The 20,343-nt window shown below is 49.6% G+C and carries 18 protein-coding genes; 4 read left to right on the top strand and 14 right to left on the bottom strand.

Annotated elements, in window-relative coordinates; all coding sequences use genetic code 11:
* Positions 1 to 764 precede the first annotated feature (764 nt).
* From DFQ00_RS19865 to DFQ00_RS19825, 10 genes are all read right to left on the bottom strand, one after another.
* On the bottom strand, positions 765 to 2,495 hold the full coding sequence (locus DFQ00_RS19865; RefSeq protein ID WP_110898218.1) for an NAD(P)H-hydrate dehydratase: 1,731 nt from the start codon (positions 2,493 to 2,495) through the stop codon (positions 765 to 767).
* 350 nt (positions 2,496 to 2,845) lie between these two features.
* A complete protein-coding gene (locus DFQ00_RS19860) occupies positions 2,846 to 3,478 on the bottom strand; it encodes an NAD(P)-dependent oxidoreductase (protein ID WP_110898217.1) in 633 nt (210 codons plus the stop codon).
* A gap of 415 nt (positions 3,479 to 3,893) precedes the next feature.
* Positions 3,894 to 5,663 carry an alpha/beta hydrolase family protein gene (locus DFQ00_RS19855; RefSeq protein ID WP_110898216.1) on the bottom strand — a complete coding sequence of 590 codons (1,770 nt, stop codon included), beginning with the start codon at positions 5,661 to 5,663 and terminating at the stop codon, positions 3,894 to 3,896.
* Positions 5,645 to 7,237 carry a hypothetical protein gene (locus DFQ00_RS19850; RefSeq protein WP_110898215.1) on the bottom strand — a complete coding sequence of 531 codons (1,593 nt, stop codon included), beginning with the start codon at positions 7,235 to 7,237 and terminating at the stop codon, positions 5,645 to 5,647. Before DFQ00_RS19850 ends, DFQ00_RS19855 begins: the two co-directional genes overlap by 19 nt.
* Positions 7,234 to 8,034, bottom strand: coding sequence for a hypothetical protein (locus DFQ00_RS19845; protein ID WP_110898214.1), 801 nt, complete (start codon positions 8,032 to 8,034; stop codon positions 7,234 to 7,236). Before DFQ00_RS19845 ends, DFQ00_RS19850 begins: the two co-directional genes overlap by 4 nt.
* Positions 8,012 to 10,762 (bottom strand): class III lanthionine synthetase LanKC N-terminal domain-containing protein, encoded by a 2,751-nt coding sequence (locus DFQ00_RS19840; protein ID WP_110898213.1) that lies wholly within the window; start codon positions 10,760 to 10,762, stop codon positions 8,012 to 8,014. The genes DFQ00_RS19845 and DFQ00_RS19840 overlap by 23 nt, the downstream gene beginning before the upstream one ends.
* A 119-nt stretch (positions 10,763 to 10,881) precedes the next feature.
* On the bottom strand, positions 10,882 to 11,019 hold the full coding sequence (locus DFQ00_RS29265; protein WP_161556981.1) for a hypothetical protein: 138 nt from the start codon (positions 11,017 to 11,019) through the stop codon (positions 10,882 to 10,884).
* A gap of 173 nt (positions 11,020 to 11,192) precedes the next feature.
* Complete coding sequence (locus DFQ00_RS19835; RefSeq protein WP_167433783.1) at positions 11,193 to 12,497, bottom strand: MFS transporter; 1,305 nt, start codon at positions 12,495 to 12,497, stop codon at positions 11,193 to 11,195.
* The gene (locus tag DFQ00_RS19830; RefSeq protein WP_110898211.1) at positions 12,475 to 12,855 is read right to left on the bottom strand and encodes a ribbon-helix-helix domain-containing protein; all 381 of its coding nucleotides are present in this window, start codon (positions 12,853 to 12,855) and stop codon (positions 12,475 to 12,477) included. The genes DFQ00_RS19835 and DFQ00_RS19830 overlap by 23 nt, the downstream gene beginning before the upstream one ends.
* Before the next feature lie 257 nt (positions 12,856 to 13,112).
* Complete coding sequence (locus tag DFQ00_RS19825; protein WP_110898210.1) at positions 13,113 to 13,526, bottom strand: GNAT family N-acetyltransferase; 414 nt, start codon at positions 13,524 to 13,526, stop codon at positions 13,113 to 13,115.
* A gap of 385 nt (positions 13,527 to 13,911) precedes the next feature.
* Here DFQ00_RS19825 and DFQ00_RS19820 point away from each other — a divergent pair, with 385 nt between their 5' ends.
* Entirely contained in the window at positions 13,912 to 14,835 is a 924-nt protein-coding gene (locus DFQ00_RS19820; RefSeq protein ID WP_110898209.1) for a hypothetical protein, read from the top strand.
* Positions 14,836 to 15,152: 317 nt separating this feature from the next.
* On the opposite strand, the gene DFQ00_RS19815 is transcribed toward DFQ00_RS19820, so the two are convergent.
* From DFQ00_RS19815 to DFQ00_RS19800, 4 genes are all read right to left on the bottom strand, one after another.
* Complete coding sequence (locus DFQ00_RS19815; RefSeq protein WP_110898208.1) at positions 15,153 to 15,392, bottom strand: YezD family protein; 240 nt, start codon at positions 15,390 to 15,392, stop codon at positions 15,153 to 15,155.
* A 156-nt stretch (positions 15,393 to 15,548) separates the two neighbouring features.
* On the bottom strand, positions 15,549 to 16,433 hold the full coding sequence (cysW, locus tag DFQ00_RS19810; RefSeq protein WP_110898207.1) for a sulfate ABC transporter permease subunit CysW: 885 nt from the start codon (positions 16,431 to 16,433) through the stop codon (positions 15,549 to 15,551).
* Between the two features lie 178 nt (positions 16,434 to 16,611).
* Positions 16,612 to 17,454, bottom strand: a complete 843-nt coding sequence (gene cysT, locus DFQ00_RS19805) for a sulfate ABC transporter permease subunit CysT (RefSeq protein ID WP_110898206.1) — start codon at positions 17,452 to 17,454, stop codon at positions 16,612 to 16,614.
* A gap of 69 nt (positions 17,455 to 17,523) precedes the next feature.
* On the bottom strand, positions 17,524 to 18,615 hold the full coding sequence (locus DFQ00_RS19800; RefSeq protein ID WP_110898205.1) for a sulfate ABC transporter substrate-binding protein: 1,092 nt from the start codon (positions 18,613 to 18,615) through the stop codon (positions 17,524 to 17,526).
* 543 nt (positions 18,616 to 19,158) lie between these two features.
* Here DFQ00_RS19800 and DFQ00_RS29940 point away from each other — a divergent pair.
* The 3 genes from DFQ00_RS29940 (at position 19,159) to DFQ00_RS19785 (ending at position 20,267) form a co-directional block, all read left to right on the top strand.
* Positions 19,159 to 19,395 (top strand): hypothetical protein, encoded by a 237-nt coding sequence (locus tag DFQ00_RS29940; RefSeq protein WP_244213929.1) that lies wholly within the window; start codon positions 19,159 to 19,161, stop codon positions 19,393 to 19,395.
* A complete protein-coding gene (locus DFQ00_RS30340; RefSeq protein ID WP_425271045.1) occupies positions 19,370 to 19,474 on the top strand; it encodes a helix-turn-helix domain-containing protein in 105 nt (34 codons plus the stop codon). Before DFQ00_RS29940 ends, DFQ00_RS30340 begins: the two co-directional genes overlap by 26 nt.
* 109 nt (positions 19,475 to 19,583) lie before the next feature.
* Entirely contained in the window at positions 19,584 to 20,267 is a 684-nt protein-coding gene (locus DFQ00_RS19785) for an S-layer homology domain-containing protein (RefSeq protein ID WP_110898202.1), read from the top strand.
* Positions 20,268 to 20,343: the final 76 nt, after the last annotated feature.

Genomic DNA, 20,343 nt, shown 5'->3' with positions numbered 1-20,343 from the left:
GTAGAAGCTCTCCTTGACGAAGGCATAACATGTGGTAACCAACCCACGGATAGCAGCGTGCCAACCGTCGCTCGCATATGGACCCCCGCGCTTAGAGCTTAGGGCAAAATCGCAGCATTTTTGTGTTGGGCTTGACTAAAACGTTCATAGCAACGATCTCAGATGAGCTTATTTGCATGATTCTGAGTCGTTTGAAATTCTAACGATCCCCAGAGAGCTTATTTGGGTCAAAATGGAGGAAATTGTATTATTTTTATAATAAATGATTGAAATAAGGTTCCCTGAGATCGTTAGAAAATAAAATGGGTGAATACGTGCCAAATAAGGCTTCTCATGATCGTTAAAAATTTTACCACTTTGAATACATGGGGAGTAGCGCTGAATAATGCTGCTTCGTCAAAACTGCGTAAGATCGTAGATCGGGTTAATAGAATGTACGACGGTTGCGTGGATGAGCTGGGTTGATGGTACGATGTTGGGTTGATGGTACGATGTTGGGTTGATGGTACGATGCTTGGATTGAGGGAGTCAGGTGGATAAGTAGGGTTATGGCCGCTGCAACGTATCCAGATTGGTGTTACGTCAGACAAAGGGTGTTAATGAGGTTGCTAGCTTTATAAGTTCGTCGAACATCCAAAAGGAGCCTGCCATGATCTCGATGGGGCTCCTTTTGGATATATTTATACTATAATGTGGTGAACATTTAAACGTTTATGCTTTTGTTTGTATGATCATACCGTGCTGGTTTGTTTACATCATATTCCTCACAGTGCGTCGATGATATCTCCTGCCATCAAGGAAGACGGATCACCGCGTAGCAGTGCTGCTCGTTCGGCAGCCTGTCCGTGCAGGTATACACCGAACGCGGCGGCTTGCTCCGCGTCTAGCCCTTGGGCAAGCAGACCGGCGATGATGCCGGTCAACACGTCTCCGGCGCCGCCCGTTGCCATGCCGGCGTGGCCCGTGGTGTTGATGTACGCCTCGCCGGAAGGCGTTGCAATGACCGTTCGTGCTCCTTTGAGCACAAGGGTCACGCCCTGCTCGCGGGCGTACCGTGCAGCGTGTCCAATTCGGTCACGCTGCACTTCGGGGGTCGACATGCGCAGCAGTCGGCCCATCTCGCCAGGGTGCGGCGTCAGTATCGTCGCCGCACTGCGCTGGCCCCAGATGCGTGGCCCATCCGGGCCTGCATCTGCCAGCATGTTGAGGGCGTCCGCGTCGATGACGAGCGGACGATCCGTCTGTTGCCACAGACGGCGCAGCCAGTCGGTGTCGCCTTTGAAGCGGCCGAGGCCAGGGCCGGTCGCAAGCACGTCGCGGCTTTGCGCAAGGCGCAGCACCGCTGCGGCGGAAGCCGCGTTCCATTCGCCGCTGTCGCCATCGGCTGCAGCGGCGAGCATAAGCTCGGGCACAGTGCCGATGACATGCGGCAGCAGTGCCGCGGGCAGTGCCCATGTGGCAAGCCCGCAGCCTGCGCGCAGCGCAGCTTTGGCCGAGAGCAGGCCAGCGCCGCTCATCGGCATGCTTCCTGCGGCCAGTAACACATGGCCGTAGGTGCCTTTATGGCCGTCCGGTGCCCGGCGACGGCCTGTGTCCACGCGCAGCGCATCCCGCAGCACCTCGTCCGTCAGCAGACGGACCGAGGGGCCATGCTCGGGCGCAAGCCGCGCGGGAATGCCGATGGCGCGCACGACGATGCGCCCCGCGGCAGAAGCGCCAGGGTACTGCACCAGCCCGCGCTTCAGCAGCGCAAGACACACAGTCACCCGGGCTTCAATGCACGGCTCGTACACCTCACCGGTGTCTGCGTCCAGCCCGCTTGGCACATCGGCAGACACGACCGGCTTACCGCTGTCGTTCGCCGCGCGAATCAACGCCGCGTACGCTCCACGCGGCGCTCCACGGGAGCCGGTGCCCAGCAGTGCATCGACGATGCCTGTGCACCGGCTAAAGTCCACGGCTTCGCACCCGTGCACAACGGCAGGCATGCCGAGCTTCGCAGCGGCATCCCGTTGCACTGCGGCTTCACCTTGCAGTGCCTCAGGGGCATCGGCGTAGACTAACGTCACGCCCAGCCCCGCTTCAACCAAATGGCGCGCCGCCACCAGCCCGTCGCCGCCATTGTTGCCCTTGCCGATCAGCATGTACCAATGCTGATCCCCTGGATGCGCCATCACCAGCGCCGGATCGGCGAGGATGTCGCTCCCGTAACACGCATGATCGCTCGGCCCCGTGTGTGCCCGCCATGCCTCTTTCCGCTGGCCATGATCAGGCCAGCCGTAACCCCCAACATCGCCCTTCCCCTGACCGTTTCCGTGCGGAATTCCATCGCCTTCGCCCTGACTGCCTGCACCCTGAGCTTCCCGGCACAGCTTGATGACTTCCTCGGCGATCGCTCTGCCTGCGTTCTCCATCAGACTGACCGCAGGAATGCCCAGCTGCCGGATCGTATACTCGTCTACAGCCCGCATCTGATCAGCGGTTACGATAAACAACACTCATCCCTCCCCGGTCGCTTTATGAATAGCAATCCTTATAACATCAAACTCACAGGCTTTCCATGCTTATTCGTTTTTGATCATTCATGCCGCATGTGTTTTACGTTCATTCATATATCGTTAATTATCATTGCACTCATGATTTATCCCGTTCCATGTTCTGCCTTTAGAGATACATCGTCTTACCTACTCTGCGCTGAGAACATGTCTATCTATGTGTTAAAATATAATATTTCCTATACTAACCTACGATCCCACTTACCTATATATCCTGATCTACCTCACTTGCCATGACATACGGTCTAATCACAATTTCCACATTAATTGTCCACACAGATCACGTATGCTTAATACCCCACCGTAAACCGTGCTTGAACAAACTGCGGATCATCCAGCTCATCGACCAAGGCTGCGGCAAAATCACCAACAGAGATGCTGCTTTCACCCAGATCATCTGTAATGACACGATTCATGCCAATCCGGAATTGACCTGTTCTCCGCCCTGTCGTGATTGTTGCTGCCGGACTCATATACGTCCAGTGAATATTGGATTCTTCCAGAAGCCCATAAGCATCCGCATGAGCCTGTGCAAGAGGTTTGATTTCCTCCGGGAATCCAGGAGTATCCATCAGCATCTCACCCGAATCTGTCAACAGACTGCCTGCTCCGCCAACAACAAGCAGACGCCCGGCATTGGCACGGCGCACGCCCTCAATCAGTGAACGTGTTACTTCAAGCAGTTCTTCCTCCTCACCAAACTTTGGCCCATAAGCACTCACGACCGCTTCTTGACCTGCTGAAAAATCAGCAACCTGATCCGGGTTCAGCACATCTCCCTGCTCTACACGCAGGCGTTCATGCACCATCTCGACTTTGGAAGGGTTACGCACCACGGCCGTGACCTCATGCCCACGGTCCATCAATTCCCACAGAATCGTCTTGCCAATCGCTCCAGTTGCTCCGAAAATCGCTACCTTCATATCCGAATCCCTCTTTTCTATTGATGTCATCTCATCCGCTATACCGTTATTTTAATACTTAATCCTATTGTTATATACCTTAAACGGCTCACGCCATCTTAAACCGGATAAACTGACTTGTAAACTCGAATCTTCATTAACGTTACCAACACCTCAGCCGAGCACCCCCAGTCAATCACGCATGACAGATTTCTTCACAGAGTTTCTTTCCAAGTTTCTTCCTGTTCTCTACCTCAGATCTGTTCTCTAATTCCTTTATTAACCCCCGCTCTACTCCCTCTAGTCCACTTCTCTCTTCCCTTATCTAAAAGAATAGCTCCACGCACGCCAAAAAAGCCGCATCGGCGGCTTCAATAGATCATCCTGTCTATCTCGGTTACTTATTCTTCTTACCTTCGTTGCCTTTCTTAATCGCTTACCCTGGCTGAGTCACCCTGTTTCGGGTTAAAAAAAGAACTGACTGTTCCGCCCAGATTCGCTCCGCATAAACCTCATGTTGCAGCTCATCAATGATATGAAGCTCAAGTTGCCTGTCGGTCACCTCTGCAGACTCCTCCCGATACAATATCTCCCGATACAAGTGCTCCGTCTGTTCCACCGGGCAAAGCTGATCGTTCCGGCCGTGAATGAGCTGTAGATTCACCTCGCGCAACGCAGATGCGTAGGTTAACGGACTTCTCTCCCGCAGTGCAGATTCATCCTGTAGCAATCCTCCAATCTCCGTCTGCAAAAATGATCTTAGCTTCGCCCCACCACCCGCATACAAGCTGCTCAGATCCGTAAAGGGCGCACAAGCTACAACGGCGCTCCACAGCTTCGGATTCCTTCCTGCAGCTAACAGTGCCAGATAAGCTCCATAACTGACGCCGTACAATGAAACTGCTGAATAGGAGCCTAATACCTGCTCCCGAATAAGCCGAATAACATCCGCATCCACGCCGCCCCAATCATTCTGAATACGTTGCTTATACTCAGAACCAAACCCCGAGCTGCCCGGATAATTCAGCCCAATTACCCTTACCCCAGCCTCACACAAACGTGAAATAACCGGGCTGTAACTGTCTAACAGGCAATTATGCGGCCCTCCATGAAGATAAATCACTGCCTGTTCCTGACCTGTTGGGTGAATGTCCATATAAGGAATGAACCCGTTACCGTAACACAGTTGCCTGTATTTTATCTCCGGCGGTTGCACAAGATCACTCACCATTGCCTCTCCATGCCTCACCGAAAGTGGAGCAATCGTACCAAACGACCCCGATGTCCTACACTTGGCGGGCACCGGGGCAGTCACAATGGACTCGAACTTACCAATGAGACTCTGCTTGTCCCTGCTGTGAACCGCTTGTGTTAACGTCCCCGGATAATCACACAGCCCCAATGCGGGTTCTCCATCCAGCGTATACTGAACATATTGCCACTTACCATGCAATATTCCCTCGCATAAGATATGCTGCTGATCCACATCCAGCTGGATACGAATTAGCTCAGAGAATGGCTCTCCTTGTTCCAAACATTCATAAACAACCTCTTCCTGAACACTCGTCCAGCCAGGCCGAAAGCCCTGTTCCACTGGAATGCACACAGCAATTCGATCACCCTGCTTGTCCATCACCGGATAAGCATATTCTCGATACGGGATATCCACAGATGATCCGAGATCTTGCCCGTAGGAATACACTCTGCCGACTCCACCCACATTAACACCAATTTCTCGCTCAGGCTTCGCCCAGAATACAAATTGCGGATGATGCAGTTCTGGAGTAACCCATTCGGCTTTTTCTTTTTCCGGTTCAAAAATCCCGATTTGCACCATCCCTGAACGATGCCTAACCGCAAAAAGCAGTTGGAGCCGTTCGTCTTGACAGGCCACCTGCATCACCGGAAACGGTAGCTTTAGAGAGAGCGTTTGAATCAGCCTGATGTGCTCCCGTTCCTTCTCGAATACATGAATCCATCTCTCCGTCTTCTCCCGGGTGATTGCGGCCACTTGGGCTGTACCGATGAATTGAACATGCTGCACAGTCTGACCCCGTGCTGTCCAATCATCGGAAAGAGCGTGTATACCTTGAACATCGCCAGCCTCGTCAAGCTCACACCAGTTACATGTCTGGTCGTCATAACACAGGATCATGCTTGTCCGATCCCGGTTCACACTCATTCGGTTCAGGAATGGATTGCCCAACCGGATTCCCTCCCCTCATGCCAGTGTTTGAACTGCTCCCAGGAATCAAGCTGCAATTCCAGCTTGAGCGTAAGCTGCTGCAGTGTCGCCGTTGCTGCTGGACTTTCTGTTCCCAAACCACTTAACGATTGCCGGATCAAACGAATTTGCTTCAGGCTGGCTGCTGGCAAGCCCGCGATCAAAAGGCGATAAACCTCCGCTGCCCGTTTCTCTTCCCCCTGCCGGATCAAGTCCCCGGCCAATTCAATTGAACGTTGCAGCAATTTGGAAGGAATTGAGCCCGTCTTCATCCGCAGCACCTGAATTAACATATTGTATTCTAACTCCTGTTCGCCGAGCTGCTGATATACCGACATTTTGAATTGGAGTATATGCCCCAGCCATCCCGAGTACACACCTGTACAGAGCTTCTCGGCAGCTATTAGTGTCGTTTCAGCATCCATGAGAAGTCCTGCCCGGATTTGCAGCCCTGCAATGTTTAAAGCCGTCTGAATCTGAAACACATGCCGGTCAGGACCAGGAGGAAGCTGGCGAATGCGCATGCCCGCACGCTTCTCCAGTTCAATGGCACGTGAGATATGGCCTTCTTGCAGCTCCACCAATGCTTCACCATTATCCAGTGCGGCTTCCTTTCCTATGCGATAGACTTCATTTAATTCCTCATGCTCCAGAACGGCACGAGCTTGGGCATAACATTCTCTTGCCGTGGCATATTCATCCCCATTTTTGGTTAATAGCTGACCCAGTTCAAACCATAGAATAGCCTGCTGGGCTGACGACAATCGTTGGAATAAGGAATTGCGATGAAAAAAATGAAAACAAGCCTTGTACCGGAGAGGATTATCCGATTTGCACAACAAAATCCAGGCCAACCTGTTGTAAAGCGCGAGTGCTTTGCGTTGAATTCTATGTTGGGATTTGCCTTGGACGTTATCTTGGATTTTATCTTGGACGTTATCTTGAGTTTTACTTCGGACTTCTTCGACAGGTTGCACTGCCGCTTGCGCTTCCCCTCGCCTCATCTCCTCTTCTGCCCCATCGTCCCTACCAGCCATTCGTAACTGTTCATTTAACAAACGCCGGGTCTGTTCGGGTGTATCTCTCACCAGAGAAATGGCCAGCATTGGCACATTTTGCGAAGGGCTAACTCTCACGGGATATTGATGAAAAAACAACACTACGCTAACGTCCTTTAGTTTCTGACGATAGAGCAGATGATGAATGGCTCCAAGGTCTGCAGCGTGCAGACCGGAGACCACCTCGATCAGAATCCATTTGCGCGGCCCCGGGGCCCAGCCTGCCCGTTGAAATCGGAGCAATGCATTTTTGCAGGCCACAAGATCATCAATAGGATGAACCGGGTTCAACTGATAAATGAGCGGCAGCGTATGGTACGTATCATCAAGCAGAAGGCGAAGCGCCTGATCCTGCCAATGCATACTTAACTTTTGAAGCTCATGCCGCACGATATCCGAACGTCCTTCAATCACAAATAATCCTGGCTCGTGGCTTGCACGAAACCATTGGCTTCTCAGATCGTGATAGTCTGTACTTTCCAGCAATACAGGTTTCATGAGGATTCCCCCTCTTTCCTGATCCGGCATACATGTATAGGCTCAGGCACCTGCTGTAACGGCAATGCACTCATCAAGCGATAGCTGCTTTGGTTGTTAGCATCAAGAGAAGCTTTGATTCGCTGTTGCGGATTGGAACTACACTGATGGAGACCATAGGCAACAAGCCACCGTGCCCAGCCCTTGCGTTTTACCGCAGGTATGGTGAATATATGTGATAGAAGTATGCTACCAAACTCATCACTTAACAGACAGCCTCCGATGTTCATTCCTTCCAGCTCCACAAGTCCCGATCCCTTCAGCAAACGTCCATATACCCCCTCATAGATATCATTCACCGCTTGGCGAGCAGCTTGTATTCCAGGACACGTTGGATCACTGCTCTGAAGCAAATGGGCCATTATTTCCTCCCGTCCTTCTGCCGGCAACCACTTTCCAGCATAATTCGGCATAACCGGAACAGAAATTTGCTTCAGATCACCGTGGAACCGATATCGCCGGGCAAGCACATCTGCTTTATACCCGAGCCTTTCCCATGGAAACGAGGCAGGTGCAGTTACATATATAGAGGAATAGGGCAACATGTCCAGCAAAGACATGATCCGCCCTTCCCAATATGCATAAGATGTAGCGTCACTCCACAAGTCAATCATATATTGACCTGCACCATGGTCGATCACCAGAATCGAAGAGCTCTCTTCTCTTTTTTCAGGCTCACTTGCATAGTAACGATCCCCGGCCTTTCCAGGTTCATGCTTACATTGCGGCAAGATATCAGCTATGCATGCCTGCATCATCCACCTGCACCTCCCTGGTCTGGTCGAAGCCTGAATACACCATTGGCTCAAAAGAAACCGCAGGATAAAATCGACGAAGCAGAAAAGAGTAAATCCCCATGTAGCCTGTCATATAGTCCGGGGAGAATGATTCCATATCCTCTAGTGGCCACATCCACGAATCTTCCTGACCATCACTGCGAAGCACGTATAGACTCCGTGTATACTCCTTCAGTTTGGCTTCGTATCTGCCAGGGAAGCACCGATTCGCCATGATCAAAAAGTCTCCATTACCCGCGATCCCGTGACACTGGCTGAAAGAAGCAAAAATAGTTGACCGGGCTACCGCATCTGCTGCCTGCTGACCAAGTCTGAAGCATACCGGATCTTGGAGAACCTCGGCTGCGGTCAGTAGAAACCGTCCTATACCCGCTGAACCATTGCACCAATGAACCCAGAGAGCATCCGGCTTTTCAGGAGAAGCGGGCCATAATCGTTCACCGTTCTCTCCTTCATAACTCGTACGTTCCAGCGTGTACACAATGCGCTTCACCGCCGAATAATACTTGTCTTTCCCCGTCAGCTTCGCTAAGGCAAGCAAGAAATAACCGATTCCTGCAATACCATGTGAAAACCCATACGAGTGATGGCTTTGTTTACCCGACTTCTCCTTCACTTCCCACATACTCAGCCCATCTTCTGTTTGCTTTTCCTGGTGCAAAATCATATCACCGAGCTCATCAGCTCTTGTCAAAAGCTCGGTGCAGCCTCCAAGATGGTTTACCTCCAGCAGCATTAACCCCAAACCTGCCGCGCCATGACTGATATTGGTTTGAACTGGGTCCTGCCTCGTGATCTCCAAGGCAAGATTTTCAGCAATGCAAAGTAACGGTTTATCATCCAGCGCAGCCGCTGTCTGTGCCAGCGCCCAAGGAACAGCACCATACCCGAAATAAAGGCTCACTGGCGTTGCTTCATGAACATACGGCGTATAATTTAATATCCATTCCAGCACTTCACGTGCATACTGATGATACTGTCTATTCTGCGTGAGCTGACCAATTTGATGAAAACCGTAAGCCAGCCCCGTCCAACCAAAATTGAAATTGGCCGGGTGGAACATCTTGCTCAACCTATTTTCGGGATAAAGTTCGTGAGCATGGTTGAAATCAAGGGCTTGATACAACTTGTTAGCCATACGTTCGGCTTGATGAAGCACTTCTTCTGCCGTCATGCCCGCTTCACTCATACGTAAGGATCGCTCGCTCCCTGTTAAATCGGCCTGCTCCTGTTCACTCATACGCATTAGCTGTTCACGTATCTCGAGTGAATCGTTATATCGTCCAGACATGATCTCGATCCCCAGACTTCCCAGCCTAAGAAGCTGTCTATGATTGAGATTGTCCAAGTATGCTTGTCCAGCAGACAGATGCGACTGTCTGTATTTCAGATAAGGGTCCATGGAGGTTGCCATGTAATAATAAACGGCTCCCAGCGCGTAGAGATCATCCACGTATTCCGATCGCTGGCTATGCTCTCTTCCCCGAAGCACATAACCAGGCGTGTGCCCTGTTAATGGTTTTACCTGACTTTTGCTATCTTTCACATAAGCTAACTCCAGATCAATCAATCGCACACTTCCATCAAGCAATACCACAAGGTTGTTCGGCGTGAGGTCATTGATGACAATACCTCTATCGTGAAACTGCTGTACAATATCCAGAATATTCAAGCCGATGCGTTGTAATTCTGCCTGATTGTAATCAGCAGCTACATGTCTGCGATGGATGTACTCGCGCAAGCTGACGCTCTCGAAATATTCCAGAATAAGATACCGATTCCGTTCAGCGCTGAACAGATCAATTGGACGAGGAGTATGCCCCGTATCCTTCATCAGATCAAGCACATGATACTCGTTATCCAGATAATCATGGGCAGAACGTCCGGCACCATCCACACGCATGAGATGAACCGCTTCTTTCATGACAGCTTGCGCATGCCGGGATGTGGAGACAAGAAATACGCCTCCCTTACCTGACTTTTTGAGCACCCGCCTCACACGAATTTTACGTATTCCAAATTCATTGTTACTAGAATCAGATGCAGTACCTGCCGCTTCATTTTCATTCTTCCACCCGGTCTGTATGCTCACCAGTTCTTCCGGCTCATCTACCCATTCGGGTTTATATCTGCCAGGTGTTCTTCGGTCCTCCTCCAGTTCACCTTTTGCATTCTGGATGGCATATACTTTTGCGCCAGAGTAACGATCATAATAGAACCGGTCGACAAATGCGCCATAGCGATAGAATACACATGAACTTCCCCGATAAGCCCGATCCGTAGGGATTGCCGGGCCCTTTAGATCACCCGTACATGCATACATCTCCTCAAGTAACTGCATAAACTGCTCATCATTGCGTGCATAGATGGTTACACACTTCCCCGTCTGAGGCAGCGGATTAGAACCATTGGATGCTTCAATTAATTTGAGTCCACTGCTCACCGCTTTCCACATCACACCATGCGTTGTCAGAATGGGCGTAATTCGGCGCAGCAATTCAGTTCCCTCCACAGGTATAACCGATAAATGAATCTTCCAGCCCTGTGCAGGAAGCGTTAATTGCTTCGGTTTAAAACAAATCCAATGGCCGTCATTCGACCATTGGATGGATTCGGGTAAAGCCCGGATTATATTTTGCAAAGCGTTCTCATAGGCGTCCTTCTTTTCAATCAGTCTTGCTGATTTCAATGAGAATCACTCCTTTTTGAAGTAGAGTAAGAGGGGGAGGTACAATTATTTTAGTTTAGTAATACGAAATCAAAGACTTATCTTAAGAATCATTCAGTGGTCCGAGACGATGAAGAGTTCTAAGCCTCTACAACGATCGTTTGTGAGCTTGTCCAGCTACACACGGTACACAAGCTAGTTTCTTCGAACATGTTGTTATCCTCTTCAACCTCCAGAGCCATCAAATCCTGTACAGATAAAATTTCCTTGTTTTCCATGATAAATTACCTCCCATTTGTCTCCCCCTCTTAATAAACCAAATTCTACATAAAATTTTAATTTCCTTCTTTTTAATTGAAATTTTTTACATAAATTATTCATTAAATCCATATATAGTTACAACTCCTGCCTTAACCCTTGTTTTTCCCTTAAAAAAAGGGGGAATCTGACATCAAATTTCAGACGAAATCGAGGATTTCCTGTGTAAGGTATGTCCTGCTCGATCTTCTCGAAAAGGTCTGACGAACAGGCTTGCCGTGCCCATAAAAATAACAAACATGCCGATTCCCATGTAAACCCAGGATGGACTATAGGCTTCAATGAACCATCCTCCGAGTAACAAGCCCAGCGGGTTGCTAACACCACTCATAAGTACGCCCATACTGTTCATAACACGTCCTCTTTTTTCTTCCGGTGTAGATAGCAGAATGGAAGTGACTAGCGGTACATTCACAAGAGCAAGTCCCAGCATTAACAGGAAAGAGCAGACGATGGCAAAGTACAAGTTAGGATACATCGGCATCAACAGCAAGCTTGCACCCGAGGTAAGATAACTGACCAGAAACCAATGGGCGAGCGACAGACGCTTGGCATATTTTCCACTAAGCAGAGAACCGACGATACTACCGGCGGCAAAGGCCGATTGAAGTAAGCCGTATCCTTGTGGCCCGGCCTCAAGCACCATATTGGCAAAAATCGGTGTGAAGATATGCAACGGTGCACCCGCAAAATTGATAATGGCTCCAAAGATAATACAGCAGGCCAGAACTTTGTTTGAGAATAAAAAGGTGATGCCCTGCATGCTGTCTTTGACAAAACCTGAAAATCCTTTTTGTTTGACCACTTTGGTCACAGGGATTCGAATAAAAGCGATCGCAAGCGCGGATAACAGAAAAGTGATCGCATAGATGAACAGGATGGACTGTAAGGAGATGAAGGCAATTAAAATCCCCCCTAAGGCATAACCCAGCAGTTCAATCGTTTTGGAGGAAGAGTTCAATAGCGCATTGGCTGGAGCGAGCTGCTCTGCCGGTTTGGGCAGAATCGCCGGAATCACCGTCTGAGTGGCAGGGTTGAACATGAATCCGAGAATCGCAATCAACAGATTGGCGGCATAGATATGCCATGGAAGCATGCTATCAGTCAGAAATAGAATCGCAAGAATACAGGCAATCACGGCTCGCCATATGTCTGTCCAGATCAGCAATTGTTTCTTTGGCAAGCGGTCACTGATCGTAGCCAGCGGGATGCCCAGGAAAGCATAGATCAAGTATGGAAGCATTGGAATTAAAGCAGCAGCAAGCGCGGATTCAGTTAATTGAAGGATGTACCACATCGTGGCCATGGAAAATAAAATCTGACCTGCACCTGAGACAAGCCTGCCCAGAAGTAGCACTGTAAAGGAAGGTATTCGTAGCACGGCAAGGTAGCCGCCTTCGCCACTCTTATTCGTTTTATTTGTTGCTTTCTGGTTCACTTCCATCGCCTCCAATCGGAATCTCTCCACGTTCACCCGCTTGTTTTAATTGAGCAACTAGGCCCGATTCTTGTAATCTTCGCTGCATTTTGGCTTTGACTTGTTCCAGTTCTGCCGTGTACTCCTGCATCTCGTGAAATAACGTCTGGTGAGTGCGAATCCCTTCGCGAATCAGCATCGCTGTCGCATCCGAACGGTTTTTGGCAAGTTCCAAAAAAACCATCTGGTCGATCACATCAATCTCCTCCTGACTTAATCGAACGGAAACCACGCCCTTGGTACCGGAAAGATTTTTGGCAGCCTGCTCGATGGATCGCTCCACCATTTGATTGAACTGTATTTTTTGATTTTTGTTCATCATACATCCTCCATTCTCGTTGTAGATTGCTGGCATAGATCATGAACGACTATACGGTAGCTTTGTAGTACGTAGTTTAAGCAGTTGAACTCGCATGCAGAATTCGTATTATGTAATTCGTAATTCGTAAATTGTATTTATTTTACATTATCATGTAAAAATATGGTTGTAAAGCAAATAACCTTTGGTTTCCCAAAGGTTTGCGGCGGTTCTTATATAACATCTTCTGTTGTGTTCAAGGGACATGAGCTTAAATTCTACTCCCCCTGTCTCCACCACATGCCTTCCGATCTCGGGCTCGTGTATTCAAAGCCAAATTGAGCATACAGTCGATCCGCAGGAACATCAGCCAATAGACTGACCAAGCCCCTCGCAGGTACAGCTTCACGCAGATAGTTCATGATTTCAATCATGATCAGTTTCCCGTATCCCTTTCCCTGAAGATCAGGATGTACTGCGATATCGACGACTTGAAAAAAACAACCCCCATCGCCAATGACACGTCCCATCCCGACGAGAACATCGGATTCTCGCAAACATACCGCAAATAAGCTGCGAGGTAGCCCTATCTCAGCCCCCTCCCGGCTCATCGGGCTAAGTCCGGCTATTTGCCGCAGCGCCAAATATTCAACCGCAGCCGGCGGTGCATGTTCAATTTTCACCTCGTGCATCGGTTACTCCCCCTCTCTGCTAAAATCCTCTAGAACCAGAAATCATTCTAAGCCTTTGTTCGTAATCCTTCATAACCTATTCCATTATTGCTGATTATTTGATCACATGCCAGAATTCCTTGTAATAATCCAGCTTCATTTTCCATCACCCGGTGATCATCGTTTTCCCTTGATGCACAAGTTCTCTCGCATCGTCATAGCTATCCACTTGTCCTTTGTTGCGTTACATCTCTTTCATCTCTCCATTACAATCAGAAGCAAGCTCATTTTTCTCAATCTAACGATTCGACTGCTTGAATTCATCGACTTCCTGTGTAATAGTGAGAGAAAGCTTGCGTAAAGCGTGTCTCAGATACGGCAAGTTGGTTGTAAAGGAGGAAAAGTTGTGTTTCAACATTGGTTGAATGACCTATCATTGTATCCCGACACTACGTTTATACTACTAGGTGTGCTTGGCTTGCTTCTGGCAGTTTATCTATGGTCGGCCACTGAAATTCGGCGCAGCCATGCACGACGCATGCAGAGTTTACGAGATACATTATACATAAGCACAGGACTCTTGGGACAGCTCGCCATTTGGGAGCAAAGGAACCATGAATCCAACCAACAGGAACATAACGAATTGTTAAAAGCAATGCATGCCTGCAAATCAGCCTCATATCTCTCCCCGCAGCTTCAGGATCAGATTCGTGACTGCATCAAAGACCACGATACCGCCAGAATTGCCCTGATGCATAAAGCATTGGAACGTGAATGCACCGCACTGTCAGAGGAACTTAGCCGGAGTAGTCATTCGTTACACTGGGGAAGATCACTCTGGACCATTATTCGCCCAGCCGCAGAACCTGTCGCACTCGCAGCCACAGCACTACTGCTCGGCCGTCTCGTCAACAGGCTTCAGAGAGAAGGTATACATCTGGATTCCTGGCAAGGGCTTCTACCCTGGATACAATCCGTGTCCCTCATGCTTACAATCGTATACGGCTATCTGCTCTGGGCCAGCACAAGGCGCGGTACATCCGGCACATTGATCAAATGGCTGTCGCTGCTCATTGCGCTGTGTTCGCTGCTTCATCTGATCGGACTTGAGGCAGCTCCTTATGTTCTTGCCTTGCAGTTGATTCTGTTTGCCTCTGGCTTCAGCTTAACTGGATCACGTTCCCGCAGTGAACGCCCCTATGCCGGACATACCGATAGCGAGGATATCAGCAGCGTTAATGAAATCCACTCCACAATCGAACCTGCGGAAGAGGAAAAAGGTTACCCAGACAGCACTCACAGAGCCGGTTCCGACAAGTCACATGCTTGAGTTCAAACGACCGGAGCTGGCTCATTCTCAGCTCAACGTATCATAACCGAAGCTTCGGCTGGGCTTGGGTTACATCCTTGAGTTCAAGCTCCGGTTTTGCTCGATTAAAGCCAACACTACAAGGGCTGTGCCAAGGTCAAAACGTATACGTTCAGCATCTGGACGCACAAAAAAGCTGTCCTCTAGCCACATCTGTGACTTTCAAGGACAGCCTTTTATTATGCGTATCATGTCTGGTATGTCACTACGTCTGTTATATCTGCTACGCTTGGTACATGGTCTACACTATTCATTTCATACATCAAACGCATATTTGACTACCCTTTGGCACTCGCGTTTGATCCACGAACGGAACGGGCGGAGCTGCTTCTAGCTGTATTGCCGGATTTGGAGGCGCTGCCTGAGGACGTATTTTCAAAACGCTTGCGCTCGGTTCGCTCCATCTGCACAATCTGTCCCTCATGTACCACGATGTGCAATGAACCAAATTCCATGTCATCCAGCTGCCCGGCAATTCGGTTTAACCATACCTCATCCACTTTTAACGGCTTAGCCACTTGAGCCGCCTCCTCTTCTCGGGCTATCACCCGTTATTATCCTGTACGCACCTGTATTTCAAGCGTTGAATTATAATTCATTCTTATCCAACCTATATACTTGGTTTATACAATATCAGGGCTTCCAGCAGCTGTCAATTGATATTTTACTCCACACTATGCCTTTTCCGAAACAGCTTTATGACCAAGCCAGCTCTTGAGCAGCAGCGTAGCCAAAGCCAAGATTAACAGCAGCGAAGCAACGGCAAATGAGGCCGAAAACTGATATTCGTTATACAGAATCTCGACATGCAGCGGCAAGGTATTGGTCTCTCCCCGGATATGCCCGGACACCACTGACACTGCTCCAAATTCCCCCATCGCGCGTGCGTTACACAGAATAATGCCATATAACAGACCCCACTTAATGTTAGGCAATGTCACACTCCAGAAGATACGCCACCCGGAGGCTCCAAGCGTTACAGCCGCTTCTTCTTCCCGCGTGCCCTGATCCTCCATCAGCGGAATGAGCTCTCTCGCCACAAAAGGAAAGGTAATAAACAACGTCGCAATCACGATGCCCGGCAATGCAAAAATGATTTTGATATCCTGCTCGGCTAGCCAGGGGCCAAACCATCCGTTTGAGCCAAACACCAGGACAAAGATCAGACCGCCCACAACAGGCGAGATCGAAAAAGGCAGATCTATCAGTGTAATGAACAGCCCTTTACCCTTAAACTGGAACTTGGTGATGACCCAAGCTGCTGCCACGCCAAAAATCGTATTGAGCGGAACGGTTATTGCGGCAACCAGCAGGGTCAGCTTCAGTGCAGACAAGGCATCCGGCTCCGTCAACGCAGCGATATAGACACCCCAGCCCTGTTTCAAGGCTTCCATGAGCACGATAACCAGCGGCAGGATCAGCAGCCAGATCAGGACAAGGCTCGCCAGTCCGATGAGCAGCCATTTTACCCATGGCGCTTCTGTGGTTGCACGGTTTGTACTTCGGCCCGCTTTTACAGGTGGAGCTGAACTCGGACCTAGAGGAACTGCACCTGCCATAACATACACCTCCTTCGGTTTGGGTGAGTGTGCCGCGGAGCGGCGGTATATCCCGTCCGGGATGCCTTGAGTAGACAAGCCGCTAAGCGGGACGTGAGGTTATAGTGAAACCCTTTTTCCCTAAGCTTCGCTTCGCTGCTCTGCTCTGCTTTTCTTCTCACCGGATCCCCTGCCTTAATCACACTCTCCCCGCCTTACGACTCCAGCGCTGGAGAGAGTTGATGATGAGCAGCAGGATAAACGAGATCAACAAGAGCAGTAGAGCAACAGCCGTAGCTCCTGCATAATCAAACTGCTCCAGCTTGGACATGATGAGCAGCGGTGCGATTTCCGTTTTCATCGGCATATTGCCCGAAATAAACACAACCGAGCCATACTCCCCAATGCCTCTGGCAAAAGCCAGTGCAAAGCCGGTCAGCAGCGGCGGGATCAGATCAGGCAGCAGAATTGTACGAAAAATCCTCCATCGCCCCGCACCCAGCGTTGCCGCGGCTTCTTCCACCTCAGCCTCAAGCTCTTCCAGCACCGGCTGTACCGTACGCACCACAAAGGGGATGCCGATAAACATAAGCGCGAGTGTAATCCCCACCTGTGAGTATGCCAGCTTAATGCCTAGCGGCTCTACAAATTGTCCGATCCAGCCATTCCCGGCATAGATAGCTGTTAGAGCCACCCCGGCAACTGCTGTCGGCAGCGCAAACGGAAGATCAATGACCGCATCAAACAATCTTTTGCCGGGAAATTCATACCGAACCAGCACCCAGGCCAAGAGCAGGCCCAGGAACAGATCAATGAGCGCCGCCGCACCAGCTGTCAGGAAGCTGACCTGGAATGAAGCCAGCACCCTTGGATTGGTAGCTACCTCCAGCATCGTTGCCCAGGTCAAGCCCGTAGAGTTAAACAGCAGTGCGGTCAGTGGAATCAATACGACCAGACTCAGATACAGCACGCTATACCCCATCGTTAACCCGAATCCCGGTAATGTACGTCCCGCCGCCCGGACCGCAATTGCCTTGCTCATGCTTATCCATCCTCTCTGCCGTCAGCCGGTCAGGCTGGTTGGCCGCGTACAGCCTAATGTCTGATTTGATTAGCTGCCCGGCACGTAAATCTGGTCGAAGATACCTCCGTCATTAAAGTGTTTGGCTTGGGTATCCCGCCAAGTACCAAATACATCTTTTAACGTAAACAGCTCCAGCTTCGGAAACTGATCTTTGAATTTCTCCTTCACGCTGTCTAGCGTAGGACGGTAGTAATTTTCGGCAGCAATCGTCTGGCCTTCTTCGCTGTATAGGTATTTGAGATAAGCATCCGCCACGTCGCGGGTGCCTTTTTTGTCTACATTTTTATCCACGATCGCTACAGGAGGTTCAGCCAAAATGCTGATGGAAGGCACGACAATATCGAATTTGTCTGGCCCTAACTCCTTTACGGAAAGGAACGCCTCATTCTCCCAAGCCAGCAGTACATCGCCAATGCCGCGTTCCACAAATGTCGTTGTCGCACCACGGGCACCCGAGTCAAGCACCGGGGCATGTTTGAACAGCTCTGCTATAAACTGCTTTGCCTTCTCTTCGTCGTTGTTGTTATGCTTCAGCGCATAGCCCCAGGCTGCCAAATAGTTCCACCGCGCTCCGCCTGATGTCTTCGGGTTCGGCGTTATGACCTGCGTATCTCCTTTGATCAGATCATCCCAATCCTTGATGCCTTTCGGATTACCTTTGCGCACCAGAAACACAATTGTAGAGGTGTACGGCGAGCTGTTATGCTCGTATTTATCCTGCCAGCCTGCGTTAATCAGACCTTTATCTTCAATCGCATCAATGTCATATCCAAGGGCCAGCGTCACCACATCTGCATCCAATCCGTCAATTACGGAACGACTCTGTTTACCCGAACCTCCGTGAGATTGTTTAATGGTCACTTCCTGACCTTTCTCCTTCAACCAATGTGCGGCGAATGCCTTGTTATATTCCTCATAAAGCTCCCTTGTCGGGTCATAGGAGACATTGAGCAGTTCAACCGCTTTGCTGCCTTCCTTATTCCCATCGGTCCCTGTCCCTGTTCCTGTTGCTGCACCTGCTGCACCCGACCCGCTGTTATCTGATCCGCAAGCCGCCAGCACCCCCGTTAATACCAATGCCAGCCCAACCAGAATTCCTTTGTGAACTCTCTTTCTCATCCTCTTACACTCCCCCCGATATAAACTTGCATGATCAACTACAGGTCGGTAGAACAGCGAAACGCCCCGGAAAAAGCAAAAGACAGAGGAACCCCTGCACGCTCCCTCCTTATCAAGTCATGCCGACCCCAAGGCCGTGTATGCTTCATCCGGTAAGATACGCTGCGGTGTTCCTCCGTCCATACGGTGAGAACGTTACGCTGTTCAATTGTTCGAATACATCATCTGTCTGTCATGACCGAATTCACAAAAGCTCAATCATTTTTAATTATTCCTACCTGTTTAGTAAGTTATATACGTATAATAAAGGCAGTCTATGGGACTGTCAAACCTTTTTTTCCGCTTTTTACCGAATATCTATTTGAAAAAGCTTGCTATGATTGCTCTCTTTCGAGCAAATCACAGGAAATACTGCTTTCGCAAGAGCATAGGAAGCCCGAAATTCAAGTAACAATGTTAAGCACAAACTTTACACACCAATTTCTAACGATCCGCCTTCCCAGACCCAGCCCCAAATCCGTCCCCAGCCCGGCGGAAATCCCAATGATTGTCGGGTACATGCTCGGTCTGCTTGCCTATGGACCTTATGCCTCTGGCGCAGATAACGGTGTCATGAGCAGTAAACAGACAGAAGAGCATTCCGTGCAGTATATGCTGGAGCGCCTGGAGAGCGGGGTGACACTCAAGGAGCTTGCGGCTCAAAATCCAGCATTCCTGCCGATATCTCGATTTTACAGACTGGACCGTCAAGCAGATCAGCTCCGAGTTGGGGTTCAGTGACCCGTATTATTTTTCAAGACTGTTCAGCAAAATGATGGGACGCTCACCAACCGATTATCGAAATCAATCCAAAGGCTAATGTAAAGGAAAATTCAAGCAACCTTTTGTGCAGAAGGGTCGTCTATAGGTTCAAATCACTTTAAAACAAAGGGAAAAGAACTTCCCTGGAAAAGCGAGGCGACACCGACATGAAGAAAAATATTATTGCTGCTCTCACCGCAGGAGCTCTGCTCTCACTCACATTAAGTGGAGGGCCTCTCCATGCTGCGCCATCCAAGTTTACCGATATTCAGGGCTTACCGGGTGCAGACAAAATTGAATCCCTCCATCAGGATGGATTGATCAAGGGGGTTAGTGAGCATTTGTTTAAGCCTGAGGAGCAGTTGAATACAGCTCAAGGGGTTCAACTCATTGTGGACGGACTGGATCTCAACCTGAATGCGATTCGTTTTATCAAAATGCCTGTGCCCAGCGATTATTTCAAGTCAGTCAAAGATGGTGTATGGTACAGCGATGCTTTTATTCGTGCACAGTACAACAGCATCAAGCTGCCACAAGATATTGATCCATCCAAACCGATGACGCGGGAACAATATACCCTCTTCCTGATGCAAGCGATTGAGGCTAAAGGGGGGCTGCCTATGATCAAAATTCAGCCAGTAGACATTGCGGATGAGAAAGAGCTCACACCCGAGTACCAAGGTGCCGTACAGCGCTCTCTTGTGCTGAAGATCAGCGCATTGGATTCGAAAGGACAGTTCAATCCGAAACAAGCCATCACCCGCGCTGAAGCTGCGGTAATGATGTATAACGCGATTGAGCATATGAATTCCTTCACGACACCTAAGATTCCAGAAACGCCGGAGAAATAAACCGTACACGTAAAAAAGCGGATGGTTTCTGTACAGAGACCATCCGCTTTTTATGTATAGCTTATCGGTTTGTATC

It is taken from the genome of Paenibacillus barcinonensis (assembly GCF_003217495.1).
In the GTDB taxonomy this organism is placed as follows: domain Bacteria; phylum Bacillota; class Bacilli; order Paenibacillales; family Paenibacillaceae; genus Paenibacillus; species Paenibacillus barcinonensis.
This window is presented reverse-complemented; position numbering and strand designations above follow the sequence as displayed.